Consider the following 22,897-nt stretch of genomic DNA (forward strand, 5'->3'; position numbering starts at 1 on the left):
ACTGCATGAGGCGGTTACCGTGTTTCGTAATGCGAAATCACATTTCGCACTGCAAATTTCCCTTGCATCCGGACAAACCCTAGGTATAATTCCAATCATTGAACGACGGCGCTGACAGCGCGTCAGAGTGCGAAAGCGAAGCCTCCGGCCGAGCCCTCCGCACCGCCCGCAGTCCCCCGTCGATTCTCCAGGTGTCTCCTCCACCCTCCTCCTTTGGTGGATTCAAACCCAAGCTCAAACGCTTGGGTTTTTTTTCGCCCCTGCTCCCGGGGAGCACCGGTCCCGGCTGCCAATGTGCGCTGGGCGACCCAAGTCCGCTGCCTCCGCCACGATCTTGACGAAAACCGCAGTCTTTGCTTGTGCGGTCGCAACGGCCCCGAGTATAATCGAAGGCTTTTCCGTCATGCCCGCGGAAGAAGAGAGCAGGACCCGGCCACCCGTTACGGGCAGCCACAAGACTTGCAGGGGCGAGCACAAGCCTTCGCGAGTCGGATTACGGGCACGAACTCATAGTCAGGAAAAATCATGAAGACCTTTTCCGCCAAGCCTCATGAGGTAAAGCGCGACTGGTACGTGATTGACGCGACGGACAAAGTCCTCGGCCGTGTCGCCAGCGAAGTGGCACGCCGTCTGCGCGGCAAGCACAAGCCGGAATTCACTCCGCACGTCGACACGGGTGATTACATCATCATCGTCAATGCAGCCAAGCTGCGTGTCACGGGTACCAAGGAAACGGACAAGAAGTACTATCGCCATTCGGGCTACCCGGGCGGTATCTACGAAACGACGTTCGGCAAGATGCAGCAGCGTTTCCCGGGCCGTGCCCTGGAAAAGGCTGTCAAGGGCATGCTGCCGAAGGGTCCGCTGGGCTACGCGATGATCAAGAAGCTGAAGGTTTACGCCGAAGCCGAGCATCCGCATGAAGCGCAGCAGCCCAAGGCGCTGGAAATCTAAGGAGGCCAATCCATGATCGGTAACTGGAATTACGGTACTGGCCGCCGCAAGAGCGCTGTGGCACGTGTCTTCATCAAGTCGGGCAAGGGCGACATCGTCGTCAACGGCAAGCCCATCAAAGAGTATTTCGCTCGCGAAACCTCGCTGATGATCGTGCGCCAGCCGCTGGAACTGACCGCTCACGCTGAAACGTTCGACATCAAGGTCAACGTGACAGGCGGCGGCGAAACCGGCCAGGCCGGCGCAGTGCGCCACGGCATCACCCGTGCCCTGATCGACTACGACGCGACCCTGAAGTCGGCCCTGTCGAAGGCTGGCTACGTCACGCGCGATGCCCGTGAAGTCGAGCGTAAGAAGGTCGGCTTCCACAAGGCGCGTCGTCGCAAGCAGTTCTCGAAGCGCTGATGCGTTATCGCAGGTCCGGCCCGGCCGGATCTTGCGAGACCAGAAAAACCGCACGCTGGCCGTGCGGTTTTTTTTCGTCCGCGGGCTACGGAACCGGCATGGTGCTGCCGTCATAGCTGGCAGGCCGCCATACTTTTGTGGGGTATCCGGCCGCTCGCGGCTACAATCACGCCCTGTCGCCGAGGGCGCGTCCGGCTTGCCGGCGCGATGGCGCCATGGGCAGGCCAGCCTGGCACGAACGAGAGAGGAGCGAGAGTCATGCTGTTTTCCAAGAAGAAGGGCCTTTCGATCGATACGCTGATTGGCGAAGACACCGCCATCGACGGCGACCTGGTGTTTGCCGGCGGCCTGCGCCTGGATGGCCGCGTGCGCGGCAACGTGACCGCGGCACCGGGCAAGGCCAGCATGCTGGTGGTCAGCGAGAAAGGCATGGTCGAGGGCGAGATCAGCGTCGGCCACCTGGTGCTGAATGGCACCGTCAAGGGCCCGGTGCACGCCGCCGACCTGCTGGAGCTGCAGCCGCAGGCGCGGGTGCTGGGCGACGTGCGCTATGCCGCGCTGGAAATGCACCAGGGCGCGCTGGTCGAGGGCCGCCTGATGCCGCTGGTGCAGGGCGAGGTCAAGGCTTTGCCGAACCTGGTCGAGGCGGCGCCGGTGGACGAAGTGACCGAAGCGGCCGCTGTTGACGGGGAAACTCCGGCAGCCGAAGCCGGTCCCACTGAAAAGGCCGCCTAGCGGCGACGCTTCGATGGCGGGAACCCCTTGAAAACACAAGGTTTCGGCACGATTTCCCAGTAGCGCTTAGAATACAGGCGTATCTAAACAGGAGAACACCCCATGAACGCAGTCGCAGAGGCACCCGTTACCGAGGACGTGCCGGCACCGTTCGTCTTTACCGACAGCGCCGCCGACAAGGTCAAGCAGTTGATCGAGGAAGAGGGCAATGCCGAGCTGAAACTGCGCGTGTTCGTGCAGGGCGGCGGCTGCTCGGGCTTCCAGTACGGCTTCACCTTCGACGAGGAAGTCAACGAAGACGACACCACCATGGTCAAGAACGGCGTCACCCTGCTGATCGACTCGATGAGCTACCAGTACCTGGTCGGCGCCGAGATCGACTACAAGGAAGACATCAACGGCGCGCAGTTCGTGATCAAGAACCCGAACGCTTCGACCACCTGCGGTTGCGGCTCGTCGTTCTCGGTCTGAGCGATCCCGCGCTGACAAAAAAACGCACCTCCGGGTGCGTTTTTTCTTGGTCGTGCCGCCTTACTGCGCGGCGCGCCAGACCACCGGGAACCAGTCTTCGCGCAGGCGCTCGCCGGTTTGCTGGCCGATGCCGGGGAACGGCGGCGAGGTTCGCCCGGGACGCTGCATGAAGCGCACGTCGTCGCCGAGGAAGCGGGCCGAGAACGCCCGGCGCCGTCCGCTGCCGGTATTGCCGGCGGCGCCGTGCACGGTGCGGAAGTCGAACACTACCGCGTCGCCGGGCTCCAGCTCCGGCGCGAGCAAGGTGTGGCTGCCGTCCTCCACGTCCGGCATCTCCATGAAGGCATCGTCGCCGCCGTAGAAGTTCTCGTTGCTGGCCCAGCGCTTGGGCCGCACCAGGCGCGGCCAGCGATGCGAGCCGGCCACCACGCGCAGCGTGTTGGCCTGCGTGACCGGGTCCAGCGGAATCCAGTAGCTCGCGGTCTGGGTGCCGTCCACACAGTAGTAGGGCAGGTCCTGGTGCCACGGCGTGGGCTTGGCCGTGCCCGGCTCCTTGACCAGGATGTGCTCGTGGAATACCTGGACCGCCTGCGACTGCATGATCCGCCCGGCGATCCCGGCCGCGGCCGACTCGCGGATAAACGCGGCGAACGGCGCAATGCGCTGCCAGTTGCAATAGTCCTCGAAAAAGCGCCCACCCTCGCCGGCGCGCACGTTCTCGATCGCAAAGGGGCCGGGCTCGGCCAGGTTTTGCGCGAAGCCTTCGCGCAGGCGCTCGACCCAGTCGGTAAAGGCGCCGCGCAGGACCAGCACGCCGTCGCGCTGGTAGGTGTCGATCTGTTCCCGGGTGATTTCCATGGCGATGTGTGCGAGGGGACGATGGGGCCAGTATCGCCATGCGGCTGGAATAGGAAAAGCATATATTTCCTATGTTGCGATATAGGAAATCATGATCCCTTTTTCGTTCCGCCAGCTCGAGTACTTTGTCGCCGCCGCCGAGCACGGCAGCATCAGCGCCGCGGCGCGGGCACGCCATGTGTCGCAGCCCTCGGTATCGACCGCGATCGCCCAGCTGGAGGCCACGCTGGGCGAGCCGCTGTTCCGGCGGCAGGTCAGCCGCGGGCTGTCGCTGACCCCCGCCGGGCAGCGCCTGCTGGGCAGGGCCCGCGACGTGCTGGCGCTGGCAGCGGGGCTTGCCGCCGACGACGGCGCCGGTCGTGGCCTGAGCGGCCAGCTGTCGCTGACCTGTTTCCAGGACCTTGGCCCGTACTTCGTGCCGCGCCTGCTGGCGGGCCTGCGCGAGCGCCATCCCGGCATCTCGGTGACGCTGTTCGAGGCGGATCTCGCCGCCGTCCATCGCACCCTGCAAGCCGGCAAGGCGGAGCTGGCGGTGACCTATGAGCTGGGACTCGACGCCCGCACCGAACGTCGCACGCTGGCCGAGCTGGCCCCGTACGCGCTGTTGCCGGCCGGGCATGCGCTGGCAGGCGGTGCCGATGTCAGCCTGGCCGACCTGGCCGCCGAGCGGCTGATCCTCGAGGACATCCCCCAGACCCGCGAATACTTCCTGTCATTGTTCTGGGCGCATGGGCTGCGCCCGGCGCTGCACCAGTACACGCAGACCTTCGAGATGCAGCGCGGGCTGGTGGCGCACGGCTACGGCGTGGCGCTGTCGTGCACGCGGCCCGCGGGCGACCACAGCTACGACGGCGTGCCGATTGCCTGCCTGCCGCTGCGCGAGCCGGTGACGCCGCAGCGAGTGGTGCTGGCGCGCTCGCCGGCGATGCGGGCATCGCCGCTCGCGCAGGCATTCATGGATTGGGTGGATACCGGCGCGGACCGCGCCGCAGGTCAGCGCGGGTAGATCGCGCCCAGCACGCGAGGCCCGGCGGCGCCGGTCACGGTGGGCACGTTGCCTGGCAGGCGCAGCAGGCACTGGCGCGCCAGCCAGGCAAAGGCGATGGCTTCGACCTGCGACACCGGCACGCCGTAGTCGTCCGAGGTTTCGATGGCCACGCCGGGCAGGGCCTGCGCCAGCCGCGCCATCACGAAGGCATTGCGGGCGCCCCCGCCGCAGACGATCAGCCGCCGCGCAGCGGGCGCGCAGGCGCGCACATCGCGCGCGATGGCCTCGGCGGTCAGCGCGGCCAGGGTTGCCTGCACGTCGGCCGGCGCGAGCGCCGGGAACGCCGCCAGCCGGGCTTCCAGCCAGCCCGGATGGAACAGGTCGCGCCCGGTGCTCTTGGGCGGCGGCGCGCTGAAATAGGGCTCGGCCAGGCACTGTGCCAGCAGCGCGGCGTCGACCCGCCCGCTGGCGCCCCAGTCGCCGTTGCTGTCGAAGGCCAGGCCACGGTGGCGGCCGATCCAGTAGTCGAGCAGCGCATTGCCCGGACCGCAGTCGAAGCCGCTGACGGGGCCGCCTGCCGCCGGCAGGATGCTGATGTTGGAGATGCCGCCGATATTGCAGGCCACGCGGATCTCGGCCTCGCTGCCGAACAGCGCGTGGTGCAATGCCGGCACCAGCGGCGCGCCCTGTCCGCCGGCGGCGAGGTCGCGGCTGCGGAAGTCAGCCACCACGTCGATGCCGGTCAGCTCCGCGAGCCGCGCCGGATGCTGGCTCTGGCGGGTATAGCCGATGCCGTCGTAGAGGCCGGGCCGGTGGCGGATGGTCTGGCCATGGGCGCCGATGGCGGCCACCGAGGCGGCATCGATGCGCGCCTCGCGCAACAGCGCGGCGACGCAAGCGGCGTACACCTGCGCCAGCGCATTGGCCGCCAGGGCCTCGCGGTGGATTTCATCCTCGCCGGGTTGCTGCAAGGCGCCGAAGGCGGCGCGCAGCGTGTCGGGGAAGGGTTGGCTGCTGGCCGCCAGCACCGCGGGCCGCGCGCCGCTGAAATCGACCAGCACCGCATCGGCACCGTCCATGCTGGTGCCGGACATGATGCCGATGTAGCGTTCGCTGCCGGGCGCGGGGATCACGATGGACGCGTCAGTTGGCGGCGGTCAGCACGTTGTAGGTGCGCAGCGCGTTGATGCGGCTGAGCAGCCCGCTGGTGTAGGTCAGGAATTCCTGGCGCGACTTGCCGGTCAGCGGCGGCGATTCCATCAGCGTGACGGTCAGCGGATTCTGCGGCACGTCGTTGAAGCGGAATTCGTAGTGCAGGTGCGGGCCGGTGGCCCAGCCGGTCGCGCCGACATAGCCGATCAGTTGGCCCTGGCGCACGGCCTGCCCCTGGCGCATGCCGGCAAATCCGGACAGGTGCGCGTAGTAGGTGGAGTAGCCGTTCGGGTGCGACAGGATGACGATGTTGCCGTAGCCGTTCTGCTGGCCGACGAACTCCACCACGCCGTCGCCGGTGGCCAGTACCTTGGTGCCGGTCGGGGCGGCAAAGTCCACGCCCTTGTGCTGGGCCCAGTCATGATGCAGCGGATGCTCGCGGCCGCCGAAGCCCGACGACACGCGCGAGAACTCCACCGGCGAACGCAGGAACGGCCGCTTCATGCTGCGCCCGTCGAAGGTGTAGTAAGCCCCGCTGTCCTTGCTGCCCTCGGGCGCGAACCACAGCGCCTGGTGCAGCTGGTTGCGGTTGATCAGCTCGACCGCGACGACGCGGCCGTTGCGCACGAAGGTGCCGTCGCGGAAGCCTGCCTCATAGATGATGCGGAAGCGGTCGCCGGCGGCGATGTCGTGGTGGAAGTCGATGACGCCGGAGAAGATCGACAGCATCTGCTGCACCACTTCGTCGGGCACGTTGGCCGCGTCCATGGCCTTGAAGAAGCCGCCCGAGGAAATCGCGCCCGAAGCCATCTCGTAGTGCACGTCGTTGTCGACGCGCTGCACCTTGGCCTTGTACGCGGCGGCGGTGTCGCCGCTGGCGACGCGCACGCGCTCGATCACCAGCTCACGCGAGGCCGCAGCGTCGCCGCCCAGGTTGGCCTGCAGCGACACCAGCGTGTTGCTCTCGTCGATTTCCGCCTGCACCGCCTGGCCCGGGTTCAGGTTGAACAGGCCGCGCGCGGTGGGGTTCTTGACGATGAACGCCTGCGCGTCGGCATCGTCCACGCCCAGGCGCTTGAGCAGGCTGGCGATGGTGTCGCCGCGCTGCATGCGTTCTTCGCGCACGTACACCGCCTCGGTGTCGGTGAGCTGTTCGAGCTGTTCGCGCACGTCGGGCATGCGCAGGACCTGCTGGGTGCGGGGCGCGCGCGGATCGTCGTAGGCGCTGCGCGGCGCGACACCCATGGCCGCGGCCATGCCGAGCGTGAAGATCGCACCGACCGAGGCCGTCAGTTGTTTGCGCCGCCGCGCATGCTGGGGGTTGGTCGGATCGACCAGCACCACCAGCTCACGCGCGAAAACTTCGCGGAGTCTGGACCACATCACGTAAAATTCAACCTTGGTCTGAGCCCGCTGCCGGGGACGATGTGTCTCGTCTGCCTTCCTCCCCCGAGGTGCGGCGCGTGCTGTTCAGTATTCAGTAATATTGGCCGCCTGCCTTGCTGCGCAAAGTGGCGGGTGGCGCACCGGAAAGGCTTCCGCGGGCGCCCGGAAGCGCGGATTATACCAAAATCCGGCCCTGGCGGCTGTCGGCAGATTTCCTAAAATTTCAAGTATTTCAAAGACTTACGTCATGACTGAAGTTGCCTCGGCCGCACCGGCCAAATACCCCCTGACGCCTTCGGTGATGCAGGCCCTGGAAGTTTCCAGGCGCGGCTGCGACGAACTGCTGATCGAATCGGAGTGGGCGCAGAAGCTGGCGCGCAGCGAGGCCACCGGTGTGCCGCTGCGCATCAAGCTGGGGCTGGACCCGACCGCGCCCGACATCCATATCGGCCATACCGTGGTGCTGAACAAGCTGCGCCAGCTGCAGGACCTCGGCCACCAGGTGATCTTCCTGATCGGCGACTTCACCTCGACCATCGGCGATCCGTCGGGCCGCAACAGCACGCGCCCGCCGCTCACGCGCGAGCAGATCGAGGCCAACGCCCAGACCTACTACCGCCAGGCCAGCCTGGTGCTCGACCCGGCCCGTACCGAGATCCGCTACAACAGCGAATGGTGCGATCCGCTCGGCGCGCGCGGCATGATCCAGCTGGCGGCCAAGTACACCGTGGCGCGCATGATGGAGCGCGACGACTTCACCAAGCGCTTCCGTTCCGGCATTCCGATTTCCGTGCACGAGTTCCTCTACCCGCTGATGCAGGGTTACGACTCGGTGGCGCTGAAGTCCGACCTGGAACTGGGCGGCACCGACCAGAAGTTCAACCTGCTGGTCGGGCGCGAGCTGCAGAAGGAATACGGCCAGGAGCCGCAGTGCATCCTGACCATGCCGCTGCTGGTGGGCCTGGACGGCGTCGAGAAGATGTCCAAGTCCAAGGGCAACTACGTCGGCGTGACCGAGGCGCCCAACGAGATGTTCGGCAAGCTGATGAGCATCTCGGACGACCTGATGTGGCAGTACTTCACGCTGCTGTCGTTCCGCCCGATGAGCGAGATCGACCTGATGAAGCAGGAGATCGCCGCCGGCCGCAACCCGCGCGACTGCAAGGTGCTGCTGGCGCAGGAGATCGTGGCGCGCTTCCACAGCCAGGCCGACGCCGAGAAGGCGCTGGAAGACTTCAACCACCGCGCCCGCGGCGGCGTGCCGGACGATATTCCCGCTGTCAGCCTGGAAGGTGCGCCGCTGGGCATCGCGCAACTGCTCAAGCAGGCCAACCTGGTGCCGTCGACCTCGGAAGCCAACCGCAATATCGAGCAGGGCGGCGTCAAGATCGACGGCGCCACCGTGAGCGACAAGGCCACCCGGGTGGCGGCGGGCACCTACGTCGTGCAGGTCGGCAAGCGCCGCTTCGCGCGCGTGACGCTGGCCTGAGGCGGCGATGATCGCGCTGATCCAGCGGGTGGCCCAGGCCCGCGTCACGGTCGCCGGCCGCACCACCGGCGAAATCGGCGCCGGCCTGCTGGCACTGGTCTGCGCCGAGCGCGGCGACACCGAGGCGCAGGCCGAGCGGCTGCTGGCCAAGATGCTGTCGTACCGGGTGTTTTCCGATGCGGACGGCAAGATGAACCTGCCGGTGCAGAACATGGACGGCAACGGCAACCCCGGCGGGCTGCTGGTGGTGTCGCAGTTCACGCTGGCGGCCGATACCAACAGCGGCACGCGGCCGAGCTTCACGCCCGCGGCCTCGCCCGAGGACGGACGGCGCCTGTACGAGCATTTCGTCGCGCAGGCGCGCGCGGCACATCCGCAGGTGCAGACCGGCGAGTTCGGCGCGATGATGCAGGTCAGCCTGGTCAACGACGGTCCCGTCACCTTCTGGCTGCGCGTGCCGCCGGCCTGAACCCCTGAACCGATTCCACGCTGCCGCGCCCCGGCGCGGCATCAAGACAGGAGAGACCCATGAAACTCTGGAGCAAGTCCTTCCAAGACAACGCGCCGATCCCCGGCGAGTTCGCTTTCTGCGTGCCCGACGCCGCCGCCCACGTGGCCCTGTCGAACAACCGCAATCCCGACCTGCACTGGGACGACGCGCCGGCCGAGACGCGCTCGTTCGTGCTGATCTGCCATGACCGCGACGTGCCCAGCCGCGGCGACGACGTCAACCAGGAAGGCCGCGAAGTGCCGGCGTCGCTGCCGCGCGTGGACTTCTTCCACTGGGTGCTGGTCGACATTCCGCCCGGCCTGACCTCGATCGCCGCCGGCTCGCACAGCGACGGCGTGATCGCGCGCGGCAAGCCGGGGCCGGAAGCCACCGGCGGCACCGCCACCGCGGGCGGCCTGCGCCATGGCATCAACGACTACACCGGCTGGTTTGCCGGCGACGCCGACATGAAGGGCGACTACTACGGCTACGACGGCCCGTGCCCGCCGTGGAACGACACGCTGCTGCACCACTACGTGTTCACGCTGTATGCGCTGGACATCGACCGGCTGCCGCTGGAAGGCACCTTTACCGGCACCCAGGTGCGCGAGGCGATCCAGGGGCACGTGCTGGCGCAGGCCAGCCTGACCGGCACCTATACGCTGAACCCGAAGCTGGCCACCTCATCGGCGGCCTGACGCCCGGGCCGGTGCCGCGTTCTTCGCGGTGCCGCGCCCGCCCGGCCGCAAGCCAGTACCCGCAGCAATATCCCCGAAGGAAACGGCATGTCGCAAAGCCCCGGGCCGCATTCGCTGGCCTTTACCCACCTGATCGTGATCCGCCACGGCGAAACGGCCTGGAACCGGGAGCGCCGGCTGCAGGGCCAGCTCGATATTCCGCTGAACGAGACCGGCCATGCCCAGGCCCGCGCGCTGGCGCATGCGCTGGCGGGCGAGCCGATCGACGCGGTGTACTCCAGCGACCTGTCGCGCGCGATGGCCACCGCCGCACCGCTGGCGCAGGCGCTGGGGCTGCAGGTGCGTCCCGATGCGCGGCTGCGCGAGCGCAGCTATGGCTCGCTGCAGGGCAAGACCTACGCCGAGGTGGCCGAGCACCTGCCGGAAGATTTTGCGCGCTGGCAGGCGCGCGTGCCGGATTACGCGCCGCCCGAGGGGGAATCGCTGCTGGGCTTCCACGAACGCACGGTGGACGCGGTGCTGGCGCTGTCGCGCCGGCATCCGGGCGAGCGCATCGCGCTGGTCGCGCACGGGGGCGTGCTCGACTGCCTCTACCGCGAGGCCACCGGCATGACGCTGGAAGCGCCACGCCAGCATGAGCTGCTCAATGCCAGCGTCAACCGGCTGCGCAGCGACAGCACCCACCTGACGCTGGCCCAGTGGGGCGACGTCAGCCACCTGGAGAACCTGGCGCTGGACGAGGTGGACCGGCGCGTGCCGTAGCCGCGGCGCTAGACCCTGACCCGGAACGGCGTGAAGTTGGTATGCCGGTCGAAGTAATCTTCGTTCTCGGCCCGCTTCAGGAAGCCCACCACCTTGTACGTCACCGGCGTCATCACCACCTCCCAGCCGGTCTTCAGCACGTACTGCGCCACTGCCACCTGGATCACCTGCTCGATCGGCCAGATGCCGTAGAAGGCGATCACGTAGAACAGTGACGAGTCCACCAGCTCGCCGGCCAGCGTCGAACCGATGGTGCGCGTCCACAGCCACCTGCCCGCGGTCCACAGCTTCATCTTGGCCAGCACGTAGCTGTTGGCAAAGCTGCCGCAGCAGAATGCCACCAGCGAGCCGAGCGCGATGCGCCAGGTATTGCCGAACACGTCCTGCAGGCTCTTCTGGTAGTCCGCCATGAACGGCGCGACCGGCATGTTCAGCACCACCAGGCTCATGAAGGTGGCGAATGCCAGCGCGGCAAAACCCGCCCAGACCACGCGCCGGTCGCGCCCATAGCCGTAGACCTCGGTCAGCACGTCGCCGAAGATGTATGAGATCGGGAAGAACAGCACGCCGGCGCCGAAGGTGACCGTGCCGATCAGCGGCAGCGTCACCTGCGCCGCCTTGGCCGCGCCGATCAGGTTCGAGCACAGCAGCACGGTGACGAAGGCCACCATGACGAAGTCGTAGTAGCGGTAGACGCGGCCGGCCTGGGGCGGGCCGGCGGTGGTGGCAGACATTGGGGGGCTCCCGGTCGCGTGCGCGCTGGCGCAGTGAGTTGGGCGCGATTATGCCAGCACGCGGCGCGTTCGCGCACGCCGGGCGCCTCCAGGTGCCACAGCCATCGGGCGGCCGAAAAAGAAATTCCCGGCCTGGGCCGGGAACCGTGTCGGAGAGGGCGGCCGCTGCCAGCGCGGCATCGCCGTGATATCAGATATCCAGCTTGCTGATCTTGGACCCGTTCACCGAGACGTCGAACATCAGGCCGGCGTTGGTCTGCACGAAGGCAATCACCGGCTGCTGGCTGGTCAGCGTGTCGAGCCTGCCGTCCGCGCCGATCTTCGCGACCGCCACGTTGGCATCCGCACCGGCAGTCCAGCCCTTGCTGGCCACGAACTTGTTGTAAGCCTCGGGCGTCATGAACATGATGATGACCGCCTTGGACTGTCCGCCGGCGGTCAGCCCGACCGAGGCCTGCGTCGTGCTGTAGTAGCCGACCGTCGCGCCCTTCGATCGCAACGCGCCTTCGCCGTATTCGGCGCCCACGATAAAGCCGCCGGCCAGTACGCGCGGGAACACCAGGATGCCCTGCGCGCGCTGCGCCAGCTCGCGCGAGCCGTTGGCCGAGGAGAACAGGCGGTTCAGCGCGCCATCGACTCCCGCATCGATCTCTTGCTTCTTGGCGACCGGGTCTTTGGACGCGCCGGTGCCGGTGGTGGTACAGCCCGCGGCCATCGCGGTCGCGACGAGCAGGCCCGATCCGGCAACCCGGGTAACAAAGTGGCGACGATTCATAGGTAACCTCCTGAGGGGAAAAGTACCGCGCCTGATTCAGTGGCTCAGTTTGCTGCGGCTGCCGCTGGCGCCCTGACCGTAATGGCCACGACTTCACGGTAGACGATCTTGGCCATCTGGCCCTGCTTGATGCCCTTCAGGTCGATGGCGGGATCCTGGACCTTGACCGTGCGCAGTGTCTCGCGCGGGCCGCGGAAGGTGATCTGGCGCTTGGCCGGGTCGATCTTGGTAATCTGTGCCGTCACCGTGGTGGTGATCTCGCGCATGATGCCGGGCTTGCCGCCCTCGGCCGCGCGCGTGGTGCGGTCGACCGATTCGGCCAGGGCCGTCGCCTTGCTGTCGACCGGCTCGAGCGCCGCGACCAGCGCGGCGCCGCGCGCCACGGTCAGGATGTCGCCCTTGCGGATCTGGCCGAAATTGCGGACCTCGTCGCCGCCCACCAGCTCCACCACGTTGCCGCGCGGGCCCTGCACCAGCACCGCCTTGGTTTCCGGATCGATATCGACGATCTTGCCGCTGATGACCGCTTCTTCCGCCACGCCGACCGGCGCCGGCGGGCGCTGGGCATTGGCGCTGCCGGCAGTGAATGCGGTCAGGGCGAGAAGTGCGGCAAGCAGGCGGGAACACTGGCGGATCATGGCTTTCCTTGACAGGTTTGCAAAGGAGCCGTGCCCCGGCGGACACAGCCCTCACGGCAGCGGGAGGATGCCGATGAAGCCATTGTGGACAATCGGCCACCGGCCAGCAATCCACTTCGAAAAAATTTGGGATGGGAGATTAAAACGTTTAATTGATTGCGGCGTGTGCGCCATGGCACACCTCGCGCCGACTTGCGGTCAGGCGTCGCCGAACAGTTCGCCGGCGTCGCCCGCCATGCCTTGCGGGCTGGCCAGGCCGAAATGCCGGTAGGCCGCCGCGGTGGCGACGCGCCCGCGCGGGGTGCGCTGCAGGTAGCCCTGCTGGATCAGGTAGGGCTCCAGCACGTCCTCGATGGTGTCGCGCTCTTCGCCGATGGCCGCGGCGAGGTTGTCCACGCCGACGGGGCCGCCGCCGAACTTGTGCAGCACCGCCTCGAGCAGCTTGCGGTCCATCAGGTCGAAGCCCACGCGGTCCACGTCGAGCATGGCCAGGGCGGCATCGGCCATCTCGCGCGTGATGGTGCCGTCGCCCTTGACTTCGGCATAGTCGCGCACCCGGCGCAGCAGCCGGTTGGCGATCCGGGGCGTGCCGCGCGCGCGCCGGGCGATTTCCAGCGCGCCTTGCGGATCGATGCGGGCCTGCAGCAACTGGGCCGAGCGAGTGACGATGCGTGCCAGTTCCTCGGCGGTGTAGAACTCCAGCCGCGCAACGATGCCGAAGCGGTCGCGCAGCGGATTGGTCAGCATGCCGGCACGCGTGGTGGCGCCCACCAGCGTGAACGGCTGCAGGTCCAGCTTGACCGAGCGCGCCGCCGGGCCTTCGCCGATCATGATGTCGATCTGGTAGTCCTCCAGCGCCGGATACAGGATTTCCTCGACGACCGGCGAAAGCCGGTGGATTTCGTCGATAAAGAGGACGTCGTTGGCTTCCAGGTTGGTCAGCAGCGCGGCGAGGTCGCCCGGGCGCTCCAGCACCGGGCCGGAGGTCTGGCGCAGGCTGACCCCCATCTCGCGCGCGATGATGTGGGCCAGCGTGGTCTTGCCCAGCCCAGGCGGGCCGAACAGCAGCACGTGGTCGAGCGCCTCGCGCCGCTTGCGCGCCGCGTGCATGAAGATGTCCAGCTGGCCGCGCACCTTTTCCTGGCCGACATACTCGTCCAGCAGCTTGGGCCGCAGGGCGCGCTCGAACGCCTCCTCCTGCGACGAGGCGGGGGTGGCGGCGATCACGCGGGCGGGGGCGGCAAGCTTGTCGGTTTCGATCATAGGTGGTCAGGGGCCCGGACAGCGGCAACAATCCGACATTCTACGCGCCTATACCGGACTCAAGCCTTGGACAGCGCCTTCAGCGCCAGCTTGATGCCCTCGGACACCCCGGTGCCGGCCGGCACCTGCTTGATCGCCGCGGCGGCTTCCTTCTCGGAGTAGCCCAGCGCCAGCAGCGCATTGAGCACGTCGACGGCGCTGTCGGGCACCGCCGGCGTGCCCGGCGCATGGCCCAGTTCCGCGCCCAGCTTGCCCTTGAGCTCCAGCAACAGCCGTTCGGCGGTCTTCTTGCCGATGCCGGGTATGCGCGTCAGGCGCCCGGCTTCCTGCAGCGTGATCGCCTGCGCCAGCTCGGGCACCGACATGCCCGACAGCACCGCCAGCGCCATGCGCGCGCCGATGCCGGTGATTTTGATCAGTTCGCGAAAGGTGTTGCGCTCGGCCGCGCTGCCGAAGCCGTACAGCAGGTGCGCATCCTCCCGCACGATCAGCTGCGTCAGCAGGGTCACCGGCTGGCCCACCGCGGGCAGGTTGTAGAAGGTGCTCATCGGCACGTCGATCTCGTAGCCGACGCCGTGGCAGTCGACCAGCAGGTGCGGGGGATTTTTCTCGATAAGGGTGCCGGCGATGCGTCCGATCATGGTGCGGGGGAAACAAACAGGAGGTCAGGAAAGAGGCGGCCGCCAGTGTAGCGCGGCGGCCACCCGGCCGGTTCAGCGCGCCGGCGTGTCGACGGCGCGCCGGCCCAGCGCCGGGTCGTCGGTAAAGAAGCCGTCGATGCCGGCCGCGACAAAGGCTTGCACCTCGCGCTCCATCCCCGCCGGGCTGCGCGTGGCCTCGTCGCCGCCGCTCTGCAGCGCCTTGGGCAGGAAGCTGTTTTCCGGGCGGAAGGTGTACGGATGGACGAACAGGCCGGCGGCGTGCGCCTGCTGTACGACCGCGGTCGGCGCGCCCAGGGCGCCCTGCGCGTCGCGGGGCACGACGCTGCTCTTCTCGGGGCCGATGCCGTCGGCGTAGGCGGCCACTTCGCGCAGGCCGGTCGTGCTCAGCATATCGCCGAAGGTGCGGCCGTCGCCGGCAAGCTTCCAGTCGGCCGGGCCCTTGCGCGGGTTGCCGATCAGCTGGACCAGCTTGACGTTGGGCAAGCCGTTGCCCAGCGTGCGCCGCAGCGCGCGCAGGCTGCCGCTCTCGAAACACTGGATAAACACCGGCGCATTGCGCAGGTAGGGCTGCGCGCGCACCGCCGCGGCAAGCTTGTCCTCGAGCGGCAAGCCGATGCCGCGGAAGTAGCTGGGGTGCTTCAGTTCGGCATAGATGCCGACGGGTTTGCCGGTGCGCAGCGCGGCCTGCTCGGCCAGGCGCACGATCTCGTCAAAGGTCGGCACCTCGAACTGGTCGTTCAGTCGCGCATTGGCCGGGCGCAGGCGCGGGATGCGCTCGCGCGCGCGCAGCGTCTTCAGTTCCGCCAGCGTGAAGTCTTCGGTGAACCAGCCGGTCAGGCGCTCGCCGTCGATCACCTTGGTGCGCTTGCGCTCGGCGAACTGCGGCAGTTCGGCGACGTTGGTGGTGCCGGTGATGTCGTTCTCGTGGCGCGCCACCAGCACGCCGTCGCGGGTCATGACCAGGTCTGGCTCGATCGCGTCGGCGCCGTCCTCGATCGCCTTGGCATAGGCGGCCAGCGTATGCTCGGGACGCAGCGCGCTGGCGCCGCGATGCGCGATCACCAGGGGCTTCGGCTGCGCAGCCGGCGCGGACGCCGGCGCGCTGGCTGCGGGCGCCGGTGCCGGTGGCGCCGCCGGTGCGGCGCGCTTGGGACGCGGCGCCGTGGCGCAGCCGGCGGCCAGCGCCGCGCACGCCGCGGCGGCAGCGGCCGGCAGCAGCCAGCGCCGGCAGGCGGCAACAACACGGGCGAAGCTGGCGCGCGGGCGCGGCGCGCACGGTCGGGACGGGCTAGGCATGCAGCGTTCCTGTGGTGGGGCCAAGGCCCGATTGTAAAAGACGCGCGCGCATGGCTGCGGCAGCGCCAGCGCCGCGGCCGGCGTGTTCAGCCGACCAGGCGCCCCCGTCGCACGCGCATGCCCTTGCGCACCAGGTCGGGCGCCAGGCCGGCCAGCGTGCCCAGGGTATCGCCGCCGTTGGCATGGCAGATCGCCACGCCCAGCGCATCGGCGGCATCGCTGCCGGGCTGGCCGGGCAGCATCAGCAGCCGCGTGACCATTTCCTGCACCTGCGCCTTGTTGGCCCGGCCATAGCCGACCACCGCCACCTTGAGTTGCAGCGCGGTGTATTCGAACACCGGCAGCCCGTAGCCGACCAGCCCGCAGATTGCCGCGCCGCGCGCCTGGCCAAGCAGCAGCGTGGATTGCGGGTTGACGTTGACGAAGACCTTCTCGATCGCCGCGCAGTCGGGCGCATAGGTCCGCGACACTTCGCTGATGCCGTCGTACAAGGTCTTCAGCCGCTCCGGCAGGTTGGCGTTGCCGTCGCTCTTGATCGTGCCCGAGGCGATGTAGGCCAGCTTGTTGCCCTGCTTCTCGATCACGCCGAAGCCGGTGGTGCGCAGGCCGGGGTCGATGCCTAGGATTCGCATGGGGTAGGTAGAGTGGATGCCGCTGCTAGTGTATTGCTTTTTGCGCGGGGGTTCGCGCCGTGGCCTGGGGAAAGGCCAGCGATGGCTTGCAAGACGCTTGTGTGCTCCCTCTCCCGCTTGCGGGAGAGGGGCCACCCGATGGGATCGGGAGTGCTTAATGCCGGAAATGCCGCGTGCCCGTCAGCACCATCGCGATGCCGTGCTCGTCGGCGGCGGCGATCACTTCGTCATCGCGCACCGAACCGCCCGGCTGGATCACGCAGGTCGCGCCCGCGTCGACCACCACGTCCAGGCCGTCGCGGAACGGGAAGAACGCGTCCGACGCCACCGCCGAGCCCGCCAGGGTCAGCCCGGCGTTCTGCGCCTTGATGCTGGCGATGCGCGCGGAATCGACGCGGCTCATCTGGCCTGCGCCCACGCCCAGCGTCATGCCGCCGCCGCAGAACACGATGGCGTTGGACTTGACGAACTTGGCCACGCGCCACGCGAACATCAGGTCGTCCATTTCCTTCGGGGTCGGGTGGCGGCGCGTCACCACGCGCAACTCGGACGGCTGCACGTTCTTGGCGTCCGGGCTCTGCACCAGCAGGCCGCCGCCAACGCGCTTGAAGTCATACTGGTTGATGCCCTTGCCCAGCGGGATCTCGAGCAGGCGCACGTTCTGCTTGGCCGCGAACACGGCGCGCGCGGCGGCGCTGAACGACGGCGCGATCAGCACTTCGACAAATTGTTTGGCGACGGCCTGCGCGGCGGCTTCGTCCAGTTCCACGTTGAAGGCGATGATGCCGCCGAAGGCCGAAGTCGAGTCGGTCTTGAAGGCCTTGTCATACGCTTCGAGCGCGTTGGCGCCCAGCGCCACGCCGCACGGGTTGGCGTGCTTGATGATGACGCAGGCGGCGGCCGCGGCGGCGTCGAACGACTTCACGCACTCCCATGCGGCATCGGCGTCGGCGATGTTGTTGTACGACAGTTCCTTGCCCTGCAGCTGCACGTAGTTGGCCAGCGCGCCGTCCACCGCCTTCAGGTCGCGGTAGAACGCCGCCGACTGGTGCGGGTTCTCGCCGTAGCGCATTTCCTGCACCTTGTCGAAGGCCAGGTTCAGCGTCTGCGGATACGCGCTGCGGGCCTGGTGCGACTTGTCGGCGCCGAGGCTGGTCAGGTAGTTGGTGATGGCGCCGTCGTACTGCGCGGTGTGCGCGAATACCTTGGTGGCCAGGCGGAAATTGGTGTCGTAGCCGACGCTGTTGCCGTTGGCGCGCATTTCGCCGAGCACCACGGCATAGTCGGCCGGATCGACGATCACGGTCACGTCGCGGTGGTTCTTGGCCGCCGAGCGCAGCATGGTCGGGCCGCCGATGTCGATGTTCTCGATCGCGTCGGGCAGGGTGCAGTCATCCTTGGCCACGGTCTGCTGGAACGGGTACAGGTTCACCACCAGCAGGTCGATGGTGGGGATATCGTGCTCGGCCAGCGCGGCCATGTGCTCGGGCAGGTCGCGGCGCGCCAGGATGCCGCCGTGGACCTTCGGGTGCAGCGTCTTGACGCGGCCGTCGAGCATTTCCGGGAAGCCGGTGTAGTCGGCCACCTCCGTCACGGGCAGGCCGCTGTCGGCCAGCAGCTTGGCGGTGCCGCCGGTGGAAAGCAGCGTGACGCCGAGCGCGTTCAGTTCGCGCGCGAATTCGACGATGCCGGTCTTGTCGGAAACGGAGAGTAGGGCTTGCTTGATCATGGCAGTGGGAAACGCTTCAAATTCAAAGTAAACCGTGCTGCTGCAGCTTCTTGCGCAGCGTATTGCGATTGATGCCCAGGTAGGCGGCCGCCAGCGACTGGTTGCGCTCGGCGCGCACCATCACGGCTTCCAGCAGCGGCCGTTCGACCGCCTCGAGCACCATGTTGTACATGTTCGACGGCTCCTCGCCGTCCAGGTCGCGAAAGTACGTGTCCAGGCTTTCCCGGATGCACTGGTCGATAGCGTTGCGGCTCATGCGGCAAGCAACTCCCCGTTTTTGTTGTTGTTCGCTTCGTCTTTGTCTGGCCCTGCATCGTCGACATACACCAGCCGGTCGGAAATCTGCGCCTGCTCGTCGAAGAACGCGTTGACCGCCGCCAGCTGCTCGGCGGTGCTTTCCAGCGTGTTCATGCGGTGGCGGAACAGGTTGGCGCCGCGCAGCCCGCGCGTGTACCAGGCAATGTGCTTGCGCGCGGTGCGCACGCCGGTGAACTCGCCGTAGAAGGCGTAGTGGTCTTCCAGGTGCGCGTTCATGATGGCGCGGATCTCGGCCACTTCCGGCGACGGCAGCATCTCGCCGGTCTTCAGGAAGTGCTCGATTTCACGGAATAGCCAAGGCCGGCCCTGCGCGGCGCGGCCGATCATGATCGCGTCCGCGCCAGTCAGCGCCAGCACCTGCTTTGCCTTCTGCGGCGTCGTGATGTCGCCGTTGGCGACCACCGGGATCGACACCGCTGCCTTGACCGCGGCAATGGTCTCGTATTCGGCGTCGCCGTGGTACAGGTCGGCACGGGTGCGGCCATGGATGGTCAGCATACTGATGCCGGCGTCCTGGACCATTTGCGCGACGCGCAGCGCATTGCGGTTCTCGCGGTTCCAGCCGGTGCGGATCTTCAGCGTGACCGGCACGCGGTCGCCGACCGCGGCAACCACCGCCTCGACGATGCGCACCACCAGCGGCTCGTTCTGCAGCAGCGCCGAGCCGGCGGCGACGTTGCACACCTTCTTGGCCGGGCAGCCCATGTTGATGTCGATGATCTGCGCGCCGCGGTCGACGTTGTAGCGCGCGGCCTCGGCCATCATCGACGGCTCGGCGCCGGCGATCTGCACGGCGATGGGCTCGACCTCGCCGGCGTGGTTGGCGCGGCGCATGGTCTTTTCGCTTTTCCACAGCTGGGCGTTGGACGCGACCATCTCCGACACCGCGTAGCCCGCGCCGAGCTGCTTGCACAGCTGGCGGAAGGGCCGGTCCGTCACGCCCGCCATCGGGGCGACAAACAGGTTGTTGCGGAGTTGGTGAGGTCCGATCTGCACGGCGGTGGTGGCGGTTGTGGCGGTGAAGCGGCGGTTCTGGTGGCCCGTCCCGATGGCCCCGGCGTCGCCGCACGACATGCGCCGCGACGGATCGGGACAGTCTGCGCCGGGGCGGGAACGAAACAGAGACGAAACGGAAAAACATGCCCCTGCCGAAACTGCGGCCGGCGGTGGATCGGGACATGTGCGAGGGCAGAATTCTACCGCCAATCGGTCGCCATTGCCCAAGATTTGAGCATCCGCGGCGCAAGGGGCCAGCACCGTGGCGCCATGACGCCGCCGCCAGTGGCGCAAGCGCCACTGGCGGCGGCAAGCCGGCTGGTCAGCGGCGCATGCCGAACATCATGTGGCGCGCCAGCGCGTGCCGCAGCGGCGGCAGGCATGCCAGCGCCGCCAGCGAAGCGCCGCGCGCATGGGCGGCGAGCGGGTAGGCAATGCCGAACACGCGCGGCAGCAGGTCGGTCACGCCGATGGTGACGGCGCGGTCGAGGCGGTGGCGCCCGGCAAATGCCTGCAGCGCTTGCGGGGTGCAGGCGCCGCGCAGCGAGTCGGCCAGCGCAAACGCGTCGCGCAGGCCCAGGTTCAGCCCCTGTCCGGCCACCGGATGCAGCGTCTGGGCGGCATTGCCGACCGCCACCACGCGACCGTTGACCGTGACCGGGGCGGCGTTCAGCCCCAGCGGGAAGGCATGGCGCTTGCCGGCCAGCGCGAACTGGCCCATGCGGTCGCCGAAGGCGCGGCCCAGCTCCGCGGCAAACTGGGCCTCGGGCAGCGCGAGGCGGCGCGCGGCCTGCTCCGGCGGGCAGCACCACACCAGCGCGTAGCCGGGCGTGCCGTGTTCCTCGTGCGGCAGCAGCGCCAGCGGGCCTTCCTCGGTAAAGCGCTCCCAGGCCCAGCCGGGCTGCGGGCGCGAGCAGGTGACATGGGCGATCACCGCGGTCTGGCGGTAGTCGCGCGTGCGCGCGCCGCGGCCCTGGTGCGCGGCCTGCTCATGGAACAGCCCGCCCTCGGCCTGCACCGCCAGGCGCGCGGCAAACCGTGCCGCCTGGCCGTCGGGACCCGTGCCCTGCAGTTGCACCATGCCGGCATCGGCCACGTCGGCGCCGCGCGGCACCGGGTCCTGTTCGATCCGCTCGATGCGGGTTTCGAAGGCGCGCCGCAGCCGGCCCTCGCCGGCGGCCTGCGCGGCCTGCGCCAGCGCCCGCTCCAGCACGTTGCACAGCTCGCCGTAGCGCACCACGTAGCCGAGCGCCGGCACGCCGTAGTCGTCATGGTGCAGGCGGACATGGCCGAAGCGGCCGCGCTGCGACACATGGATATGCTCGATCGGGCTGCCCGGCACCGGCCACGCGCCGATCTGCTCCAGCAGCTGGCGGCTGCCGTGCGACAGCGCGATCGCGCGCGGGTCGCGAGCCGCGCGCGCCGGCGTGGCGGCGTCGACCAGCACCATGCGCCAGCCGGTGGTGCGCAACAGCTGGCAGGCCAGCGCCAGCCCGACCGGGCCGCCGCCGACGATGGCGATATCGGCCGGGCCGCCGAAATCAGGCTGCGGGGCCGGCATCGTCACTGGCTCCTGCATGGTCTGCATCGGTTCCGGGCCGGGATTCGGCGCCGCGCTTCCAGCAGATCGCGTCCGAGCGCGACTTGCCTGCGGCGGCGTCGCGCAGCGCGTTGTCGAGTTTCTGCTGGTTGAAGCCCGGCAGCGCGCGCAGCTGCTCCAGCAGCGCGGCATGGTTGGCGGCGTCGAACGGCACCACGCAGCCCTGGCCCGAGTCGGGCGCGCCGATCAGGATCAGCCAGGCGGTACCGGCCCATGGCGCGCGGTCTGAGACCCGCACCACGACGCGCTCGAGCACGTTCCAGGTGATCTCTTCGCGCTGGCCGTCGGGGCGGTGCACCACCACGCGGTCGTCGTACAGGTTGACGATGAACGGATCGGACGGACCGTGGCGCCGGGCGCTGCCGGCATGCCCGCCGACGCCGCCCTGGCCCGGCAGGATCCTGCGCAGCCAGCCGATCATCGCTGGCCCTCCGCGGTGGCGCGGTCGCGCATCAGCGCTTCGATCTCGTCGGCGAGCACCGGCACGCCGCGCGTGATCAGCTCGCAGTCGCCCTCGGTGACCACGGCGTCGTCCTCGATGCGGATGCCGATATGCCAGTAGCGCTCGGGCACGTCCTCGGCCGGGCGCACGTAGATGCCCGGCTCGATGGTCAGCACCATGCCGGGCTGCAGCGGCCGCCACGGCCGCTCGCCTTCGCCACTGTGGCTGGCCACGCGGTACTCGCCCACGTCATGGACATCCATGCCCAGCCAGTGGCCGGTGCGGTGCATGTAGAAGCGGCGGTAGCTGCCGCTGGCCAGCACGTCGTCGAGGGTGCCTTCCTTGTTGCGGTCGAGCAGGCCGGTATCGAGCATGCCCTGGGCCAGCACGCGCACGGCGGCGTCATGCGGCACGTTGTACGGTACACCGGCGCGAGTCTCGTCAATGGCAGCCTGTTGCGCGGCCACTACCAGGTCATACAGTTCGCGCTGCGCCGGCGAGAAGCGGCCCGAGACCGGGAAAGTGCGGGTAATGTCCGAGGCGTAGCCATCCAGCTCGCAGCCGGCGTCGATCAGGCACAGGTCGCCGTCCTTCAGCTCTGCCGGGCCGGCGCGGTAGTGCAGCACGCAGGCATTCGGGCCGGCGGCGACGATGGAGTTGTAGGCCACGCTCTGCGCGCCATGGCGGCGGAATTCATAGAGCAGTTCGGCCTCGAGGTGGTATTCGCGCAGGCCGGCGCGGGTGGCCTGCATCGCGCGCACATGGGCGCCGGCGGAGATCGCCGCGGCGCGGCGCATGATGCCCAGCTCGCCGGCATCCTTGAACAGGCGCATCTCATCGAGCAGCGTGCGGATGTCGATCGCCACCGACGGCGCGGCCACGCCGGCGCGGCTTTGCATGCGCACCGCGTCGAGCCAGCGTCGCATCTGCATGTCGGTGCGGATCGAATCCGCCAGCGGGTAGGCTATCTGCGCGCGGTTGGCCAGCAGCGGCGGCAGCGTGGCGTCGATGGCTTCGATGGAATGCGCTTCGTCGAAGCCGAATGCGGCGCGCGCGCCTTCCGGGCCGAAACGGAAGCCGTCCCAGATCTCGCGCTCTTCATGCTTGGGGCGGCAGAACAGGATGCTGCGGTCGGCCTCGGCCGGCTCGCCTGGCGCGCCGGCCACCAGCACCAGCACCGCTTCGGGCTCGGTGAAGCCGCTCAGGTAATAGAAATAGCTGTCGTGCCGGTAAGGATAGTCGCTGTCGCGATTGCGCATGGCTTCCGGCGCCGTGGGCAGGATCGCCACGCCGCCGCCGCCGGCGCGCAGTTGCTGCAGCACACGGGCGCGGCGATCGCGGCAGGCGGCGAGGAGGGCGGCGAGGTGGGCGTGATCGGGTGCGGACATTGGTCTGGCCTGATAAGGGGATCAGGCCGATTCTAC

At 68.4% G+C, this 22,897-nt stretch carries 25 protein-coding genes; 9 read left to right on the top strand and 16 right to left on the bottom strand.

Translation table 11 applies throughout. The annotated features are described in order from the left end of the window. Window positions 1-525: 525 nt before the first annotated feature. The 4 genes from rplM (at window position 526) to erpA (ending at window position 2,565) form a co-directional block, all read left to right on the top strand. The gene (gene rplM / locus RALTA_RS02140; protein WP_010813907.1) at window positions 526-954 is read left to right on the top strand and encodes a 50S ribosomal protein L13; all 429 of its coding nucleotides are present in this window, start codon (window positions 526-528) and stop codon (window positions 952-954) included. A gap of 12 nt (window positions 955-966) precedes the next feature. Beyond that, window positions 967-1,359 (top strand): 30S ribosomal protein S9, encoded by a 393-nt coding sequence (gene rpsI / locus RALTA_RS02145; protein ID WP_012351769.1) that lies wholly within the window; start codon window positions 967-969, stop codon window positions 1,357-1,359. Window positions 1,360-1,617: 258 nt separating this feature from the next. After that, entirely contained in the window at window positions 1,618-2,094 is a 477-nt protein-coding gene (locus RALTA_RS02150; RefSeq protein WP_012351770.1) for a bactofilin family protein, read from the top strand. Window positions 2,095-2,196: 102 nt separating this feature from the next. Further along, window positions 2,197-2,565: an iron-sulfur cluster insertion protein ErpA gene (gene erpA, locus RALTA_RS02155; protein WP_010813904.1), complete on the top strand. Its 369-nt coding sequence runs from the start codon at window positions 2,197-2,199 to the stop codon at window positions 2,563-2,565. Between the two features lie 60 nt (window positions 2,566-2,625). Here erpA and RALTA_RS02160 read toward each other — a convergent pair whose 3' ends face one another. Beyond that, on the bottom strand, window positions 2,626-3,423 hold the full coding sequence (locus RALTA_RS02160) for a phytanoyl-CoA dioxygenase family protein (protein ID WP_012351771.1): 798 nt from the start codon (window positions 3,421-3,423) through the stop codon (window positions 2,626-2,628). 91 nt (window positions 3,424-3,514) lie between these two features. Here RALTA_RS02160 and RALTA_RS02165 point away from each other — a divergent pair, with 91 nt between their 5' ends. After that, window positions 3,515-4,429 (top strand): LysR family transcriptional regulator, encoded by a 915-nt coding sequence (locus tag RALTA_RS02165; protein ID WP_012351772.1) that lies wholly within the window; start codon window positions 3,515-3,517, stop codon window positions 4,427-4,429. Here RALTA_RS02165 and RALTA_RS02170 read toward each other — a convergent pair. Both RALTA_RS02170 and RALTA_RS02175 read right to left on the bottom strand, forming a co-directional pair. Next, complete coding sequence (locus tag RALTA_RS02170; RefSeq protein ID WP_050976466.1) at window positions 4,417-5,505, bottom strand: anhydro-N-acetylmuramic acid kinase; 1,089 nt, start codon at window positions 5,503-5,505, stop codon at window positions 4,417-4,419. The genes RALTA_RS02165 and RALTA_RS02170 overlap by 13 nt on opposite strands. 49 nt (window positions 5,506-5,554) lie before the next feature. Continuing rightward, window positions 5,555-6,946 (bottom strand): M23 family metallopeptidase, encoded by a 1,392-nt coding sequence (locus tag RALTA_RS02175; RefSeq protein ID WP_012351774.1) that lies wholly within the window; start codon window positions 6,944-6,946, stop codon window positions 5,555-5,557. A gap of 250 nt (window positions 6,947-7,196) precedes the next feature. On the opposite strand from RALTA_RS02175, the gene tyrS reads away from it, so the two are divergent. The 4 genes from tyrS to RALTA_RS02195 all read left to right on the top strand — a co-directional run bounded on the left by tyrS (window position 7,197) and on the right by RALTA_RS02195 (window position 10,388). Further along, a complete protein-coding gene (gene tyrS, locus RALTA_RS02180) occupies window positions 7,197-8,438 on the top strand; it encodes a tyrosine--tRNA ligase (RefSeq protein ID WP_012351775.1) in 1,242 nt (413 codons plus the stop codon). A gap of 7 nt (window positions 8,439-8,445) precedes the next feature. Further along, entirely contained in the window at window positions 8,446-8,907 is a 462-nt protein-coding gene (gene dtd, locus RALTA_RS02185; RefSeq protein WP_012351776.1) for a D-aminoacyl-tRNA deacylase, read from the top strand. Between the two features lie 59 nt (window positions 8,908-8,966). Then, the gene (locus RALTA_RS02190) at window positions 8,967-9,626 is read left to right on the top strand and encodes a YbhB/YbcL family Raf kinase inhibitor-like protein (RefSeq protein WP_012351777.1); all 660 of its coding nucleotides are present in this window, start codon (window positions 8,967-8,969) and stop codon (window positions 9,624-9,626) included. 87 nt (window positions 9,627-9,713) lie between these two features. Further along, window positions 9,714-10,388: a histidine phosphatase family protein gene (locus RALTA_RS02195; RefSeq protein ID WP_012351778.1), complete on the top strand. Its 675-nt coding sequence runs from the start codon at window positions 9,714-9,716 to the stop codon at window positions 10,386-10,388. An 8-nt stretch (window positions 10,389-10,396) separates the two neighbouring features. Here the strand turns inward: RALTA_RS02195 and RALTA_RS02200 are convergent, their stop codons facing one another. The 13 genes from RALTA_RS02200 to RALTA_RS02260 form a co-directional block, all read right to left on the bottom strand. After that, window positions 10,397-11,122 carry a queuosine precursor transporter gene (locus RALTA_RS02200; protein WP_012351779.1) on the bottom strand — a complete coding sequence of 242 codons (726 nt, stop codon included), beginning with the start codon at window positions 11,120-11,122 and terminating at the stop codon, window positions 10,397-10,399. Window positions 11,123-11,312: 190 nt separating this feature from the next. Next, entirely contained in the window at window positions 11,313-11,897 is a 585-nt protein-coding gene (locus RALTA_RS02205; protein ID WP_012351780.1) for a BPSL1445 family SYLF domain-containing lipoprotein, read from the bottom strand. Window positions 11,898-11,941: 44 nt separating this feature from the next. After that, window positions 11,942-12,535 carry a hypothetical protein gene (locus RALTA_RS02210; protein ID WP_012351781.1) on the bottom strand — a complete coding sequence of 198 codons (594 nt, stop codon included), beginning with the start codon at window positions 12,533-12,535 and terminating at the stop codon, window positions 11,942-11,944. A 198-nt stretch (window positions 12,536-12,733) separates the two neighbouring features. After that, on the bottom strand, window positions 12,734-13,798 hold the full coding sequence (ruvB, locus tag RALTA_RS02215) for a Holliday junction branch migration DNA helicase RuvB (protein ID WP_012351782.1): 1,065 nt from the start codon (window positions 13,796-13,798) through the stop codon (window positions 12,734-12,736). Window positions 13,799-13,857: 59 nt separating this feature from the next. Beyond that, the gene (gene ruvA / locus RALTA_RS02220; protein ID WP_012351783.1) at window positions 13,858-14,439 is read right to left on the bottom strand and encodes a Holliday junction branch migration protein RuvA; all 582 of its coding nucleotides are present in this window, start codon (window positions 14,437-14,439) and stop codon (window positions 13,858-13,860) included. Window positions 14,440-14,511: 72 nt separating this feature from the next. Next, window positions 14,512-15,756, bottom strand: coding sequence for a glycerophosphodiester phosphodiesterase (locus RALTA_RS02225; RefSeq protein WP_081479463.1), 1,245 nt, complete (start codon window positions 15,754-15,756; stop codon window positions 14,512-14,514). 86 nt (window positions 15,757-15,842) lie between these two features. After that, the gene (gene ruvC / locus RALTA_RS02230; protein WP_012351785.1) at window positions 15,843-16,388 is read right to left on the bottom strand and encodes a crossover junction endodeoxyribonuclease RuvC; all 546 of its coding nucleotides are present in this window, start codon (window positions 16,386-16,388) and stop codon (window positions 15,843-15,845) included. 154 nt (window positions 16,389-16,542) lie between these two features. Beyond that, window positions 16,543-18,117 (bottom strand): bifunctional phosphoribosylaminoimidazolecarboxamide formyltransferase/IMP cyclohydrolase, encoded by a 1,575-nt coding sequence (gene purH, locus RALTA_RS02235; RefSeq protein WP_012351786.1) that lies wholly within the window; start codon window positions 18,115-18,117, stop codon window positions 16,543-16,545. A 22-nt stretch (window positions 18,118-18,139) separates the two neighbouring features. Continuing rightward, window positions 18,140-18,373 carry a Fis family transcriptional regulator gene (locus tag RALTA_RS02240; protein WP_010813887.1) on the bottom strand — a complete coding sequence of 78 codons (234 nt, stop codon included), beginning with the start codon at window positions 18,371-18,373 and terminating at the stop codon, window positions 18,140-18,142. Continuing rightward, on the bottom strand, window positions 18,370-19,431 hold the full coding sequence (gene dusB, locus RALTA_RS02245; protein ID WP_012351787.1) for a tRNA dihydrouridine synthase DusB: 1,062 nt from the start codon (window positions 19,429-19,431) through the stop codon (window positions 18,370-18,372). Before dusB ends, RALTA_RS02240 begins: the two co-directional genes overlap by 4 nt. A gap of 322 nt (window positions 19,432-19,753) precedes the next feature. Next, window positions 19,754-20,992 carry a UbiH/UbiF/VisC/COQ6 family ubiquinone biosynthesis hydroxylase gene (locus RALTA_RS02250; RefSeq protein ID WP_012351788.1) on the bottom strand — a complete coding sequence of 413 codons (1,239 nt, stop codon included), beginning with the start codon at window positions 20,990-20,992 and terminating at the stop codon, window positions 19,754-19,756. Further along, window positions 20,973-21,452, bottom strand: coding sequence for a hypothetical protein (locus tag RALTA_RS02255; protein WP_012351789.1), 480 nt, complete (start codon window positions 21,450-21,452; stop codon window positions 20,973-20,975). Before RALTA_RS02255 ends, RALTA_RS02250 begins: the two co-directional genes overlap by 20 nt. After that, window positions 21,449-22,861: an aminopeptidase P N-terminal domain-containing protein gene (locus tag RALTA_RS02260; protein ID WP_012351790.1), complete on the bottom strand. Its 1,413-nt coding sequence runs from the start codon at window positions 22,859-22,861 to the stop codon at window positions 21,449-21,451. Before RALTA_RS02260 ends, RALTA_RS02255 begins: the two co-directional genes overlap by 4 nt. Window positions 22,862-22,897: the final 36 nt, after the last annotated feature.

The organism is Cupriavidus taiwanensis LMG 19424 (assembly GCF_000069785.1).
Lineage (GTDB): Bacteria > Pseudomonadota > Gammaproteobacteria > Burkholderiales > Burkholderiaceae > Cupriavidus > Cupriavidus taiwanensis.

What these genes read in the sequence shown, in the direction of transcription:
- RALTA_RS02260 (WP_012351790.1), bottom strand. Translation starts at nt 22,861, where the DNA reads ATGTCCGCACCCGATCACGCCCACCTCGCCGCCCTCCTCGCCGCCTGC.
- ruvB (WP_012351782.1), bottom strand. Translation starts at nt 13,798, where the DNA reads ATGATCGAAACCGACAAGCTTGCCGCCCCCGCCCGCGTGATCGCCGCC.
- RALTA_RS02165 (WP_012351772.1), top strand. Translation starts at nt 3,515, where the DNA reads ATGATCCCTTTTTCGTTCCGCCAGCTCGAGTACTTTGTCGCCGCCGCC.
- RALTA_RS02200 (WP_012351779.1), bottom strand. Translation starts at nt 11,122, where the DNA reads ATGTCTGCCACCACCGCCGGCCCGCCCCAGGCCGGCCGCGTCTACCGC.
- RALTA_RS02255 (WP_012351789.1), bottom strand. Translation starts at nt 21,452, where the DNA reads ATGATCGGCTGGCTGCGCAGGATCCTGCCGGGCCAGGGCGGCGTCGGC.
- RALTA_RS02240 (WP_010813887.1), bottom strand. Translation starts at nt 18,373, where the DNA reads ATGAGCCGCAACGCTATCGACCAGTGCATCCGGGAAAGCCTGGACACG.
- RALTA_RS02175 (WP_012351774.1), bottom strand. Translation starts at nt 6,946, where the DNA reads ATGTGGTCCAGACTCCGCGAAGTTTTCGCGCGTGAGCTGGTGGTGCTG.
- RALTA_RS02210 (WP_012351781.1), bottom strand. Translation starts at nt 12,535, where the DNA reads ATGATCCGCCAGTGTTCCCGCCTGCTTGCCGCACTTCTCGCCCTGACC.
- RALTA_RS02195 (WP_012351778.1), top strand. Translation starts at nt 9,714, where the DNA reads ATGTCGCAAAGCCCCGGGCCGCATTCGCTGGCCTTTACCCACCTGATC.
- tyrS (WP_012351775.1), top strand. Translation starts at nt 7,197, where the DNA reads ATGACTGAAGTTGCCTCGGCCGCACCGGCCAAATACCCCCTGACGCCT.
- RALTA_RS02250 (WP_012351788.1), bottom strand. Translation starts at nt 20,992, where the DNA reads ATGCCGGCCCCGCAGCCTGATTTCGGCGGCCCGGCCGATATCGCCATC.
- ruvC (WP_012351785.1), bottom strand. Translation starts at nt 16,388, where the DNA reads ATGCGAATCCTAGGCATCGACCCCGGCCTGCGCACCACCGGCTTCGGC.
- RALTA_RS02190 (WP_012351777.1), top strand. Translation starts at nt 8,967, where the DNA reads ATGAAACTCTGGAGCAAGTCCTTCCAAGACAACGCGCCGATCCCCGGC.
- RALTA_RS02225 (WP_081479463.1), bottom strand. Translation starts at nt 15,756, where the DNA reads ATGCCTAGCCCGTCCCGACCGTGCGCGCCGCGCCCGCGCGCCAGCTTC.
- rplM (WP_010813907.1), top strand. Translation starts at nt 526, where the DNA reads ATGAAGACCTTTTCCGCCAAGCCTCATGAGGTAAAGCGCGACTGGTAC.
- RALTA_RS02150 (WP_012351770.1), top strand. Translation starts at nt 1,618, where the DNA reads ATGCTGTTTTCCAAGAAGAAGGGCCTTTCGATCGATACGCTGATTGGC.
- dtd (WP_012351776.1), top strand. Translation starts at nt 8,446, where the DNA reads ATGATCGCGCTGATCCAGCGGGTGGCCCAGGCCCGCGTCACGGTCGCC.
- RALTA_RS02205 (WP_012351780.1), bottom strand. Translation starts at nt 11,897, where the DNA reads ATGAATCGTCGCCACTTTGTTACCCGGGTTGCCGGATCGGGCCTGCTC.
- RALTA_RS02160 (WP_012351771.1), bottom strand. Translation starts at nt 3,423, where the DNA reads ATGGAAATCACCCGGGAACAGATCGACACCTACCAGCGCGACGGCGTG.
- erpA (WP_010813904.1), top strand. Translation starts at nt 2,197, where the DNA reads ATGAACGCAGTCGCAGAGGCACCCGTTACCGAGGACGTGCCGGCACCG.
- purH (WP_012351786.1), bottom strand. Translation starts at nt 18,117, where the DNA reads ATGATCAAGCAAGCCCTACTCTCCGTTTCCGACAAGACCGGCATCGTC.
- rpsI (WP_012351769.1), top strand. Translation starts at nt 967, where the DNA reads ATGATCGGTAACTGGAATTACGGTACTGGCCGCCGCAAGAGCGCTGTG.
- RALTA_RS02170 (WP_050976466.1), bottom strand. Translation starts at nt 5,505, where the DNA reads ATGTCCGGCACCAGCATGGACGGTGCCGATGCGGTGCTGGTCGATTTC.
- ruvA (WP_012351783.1), bottom strand. Translation starts at nt 14,439, where the DNA reads ATGATCGGACGCATCGCCGGCACCCTTATCGAGAAAAATCCCCCGCAC.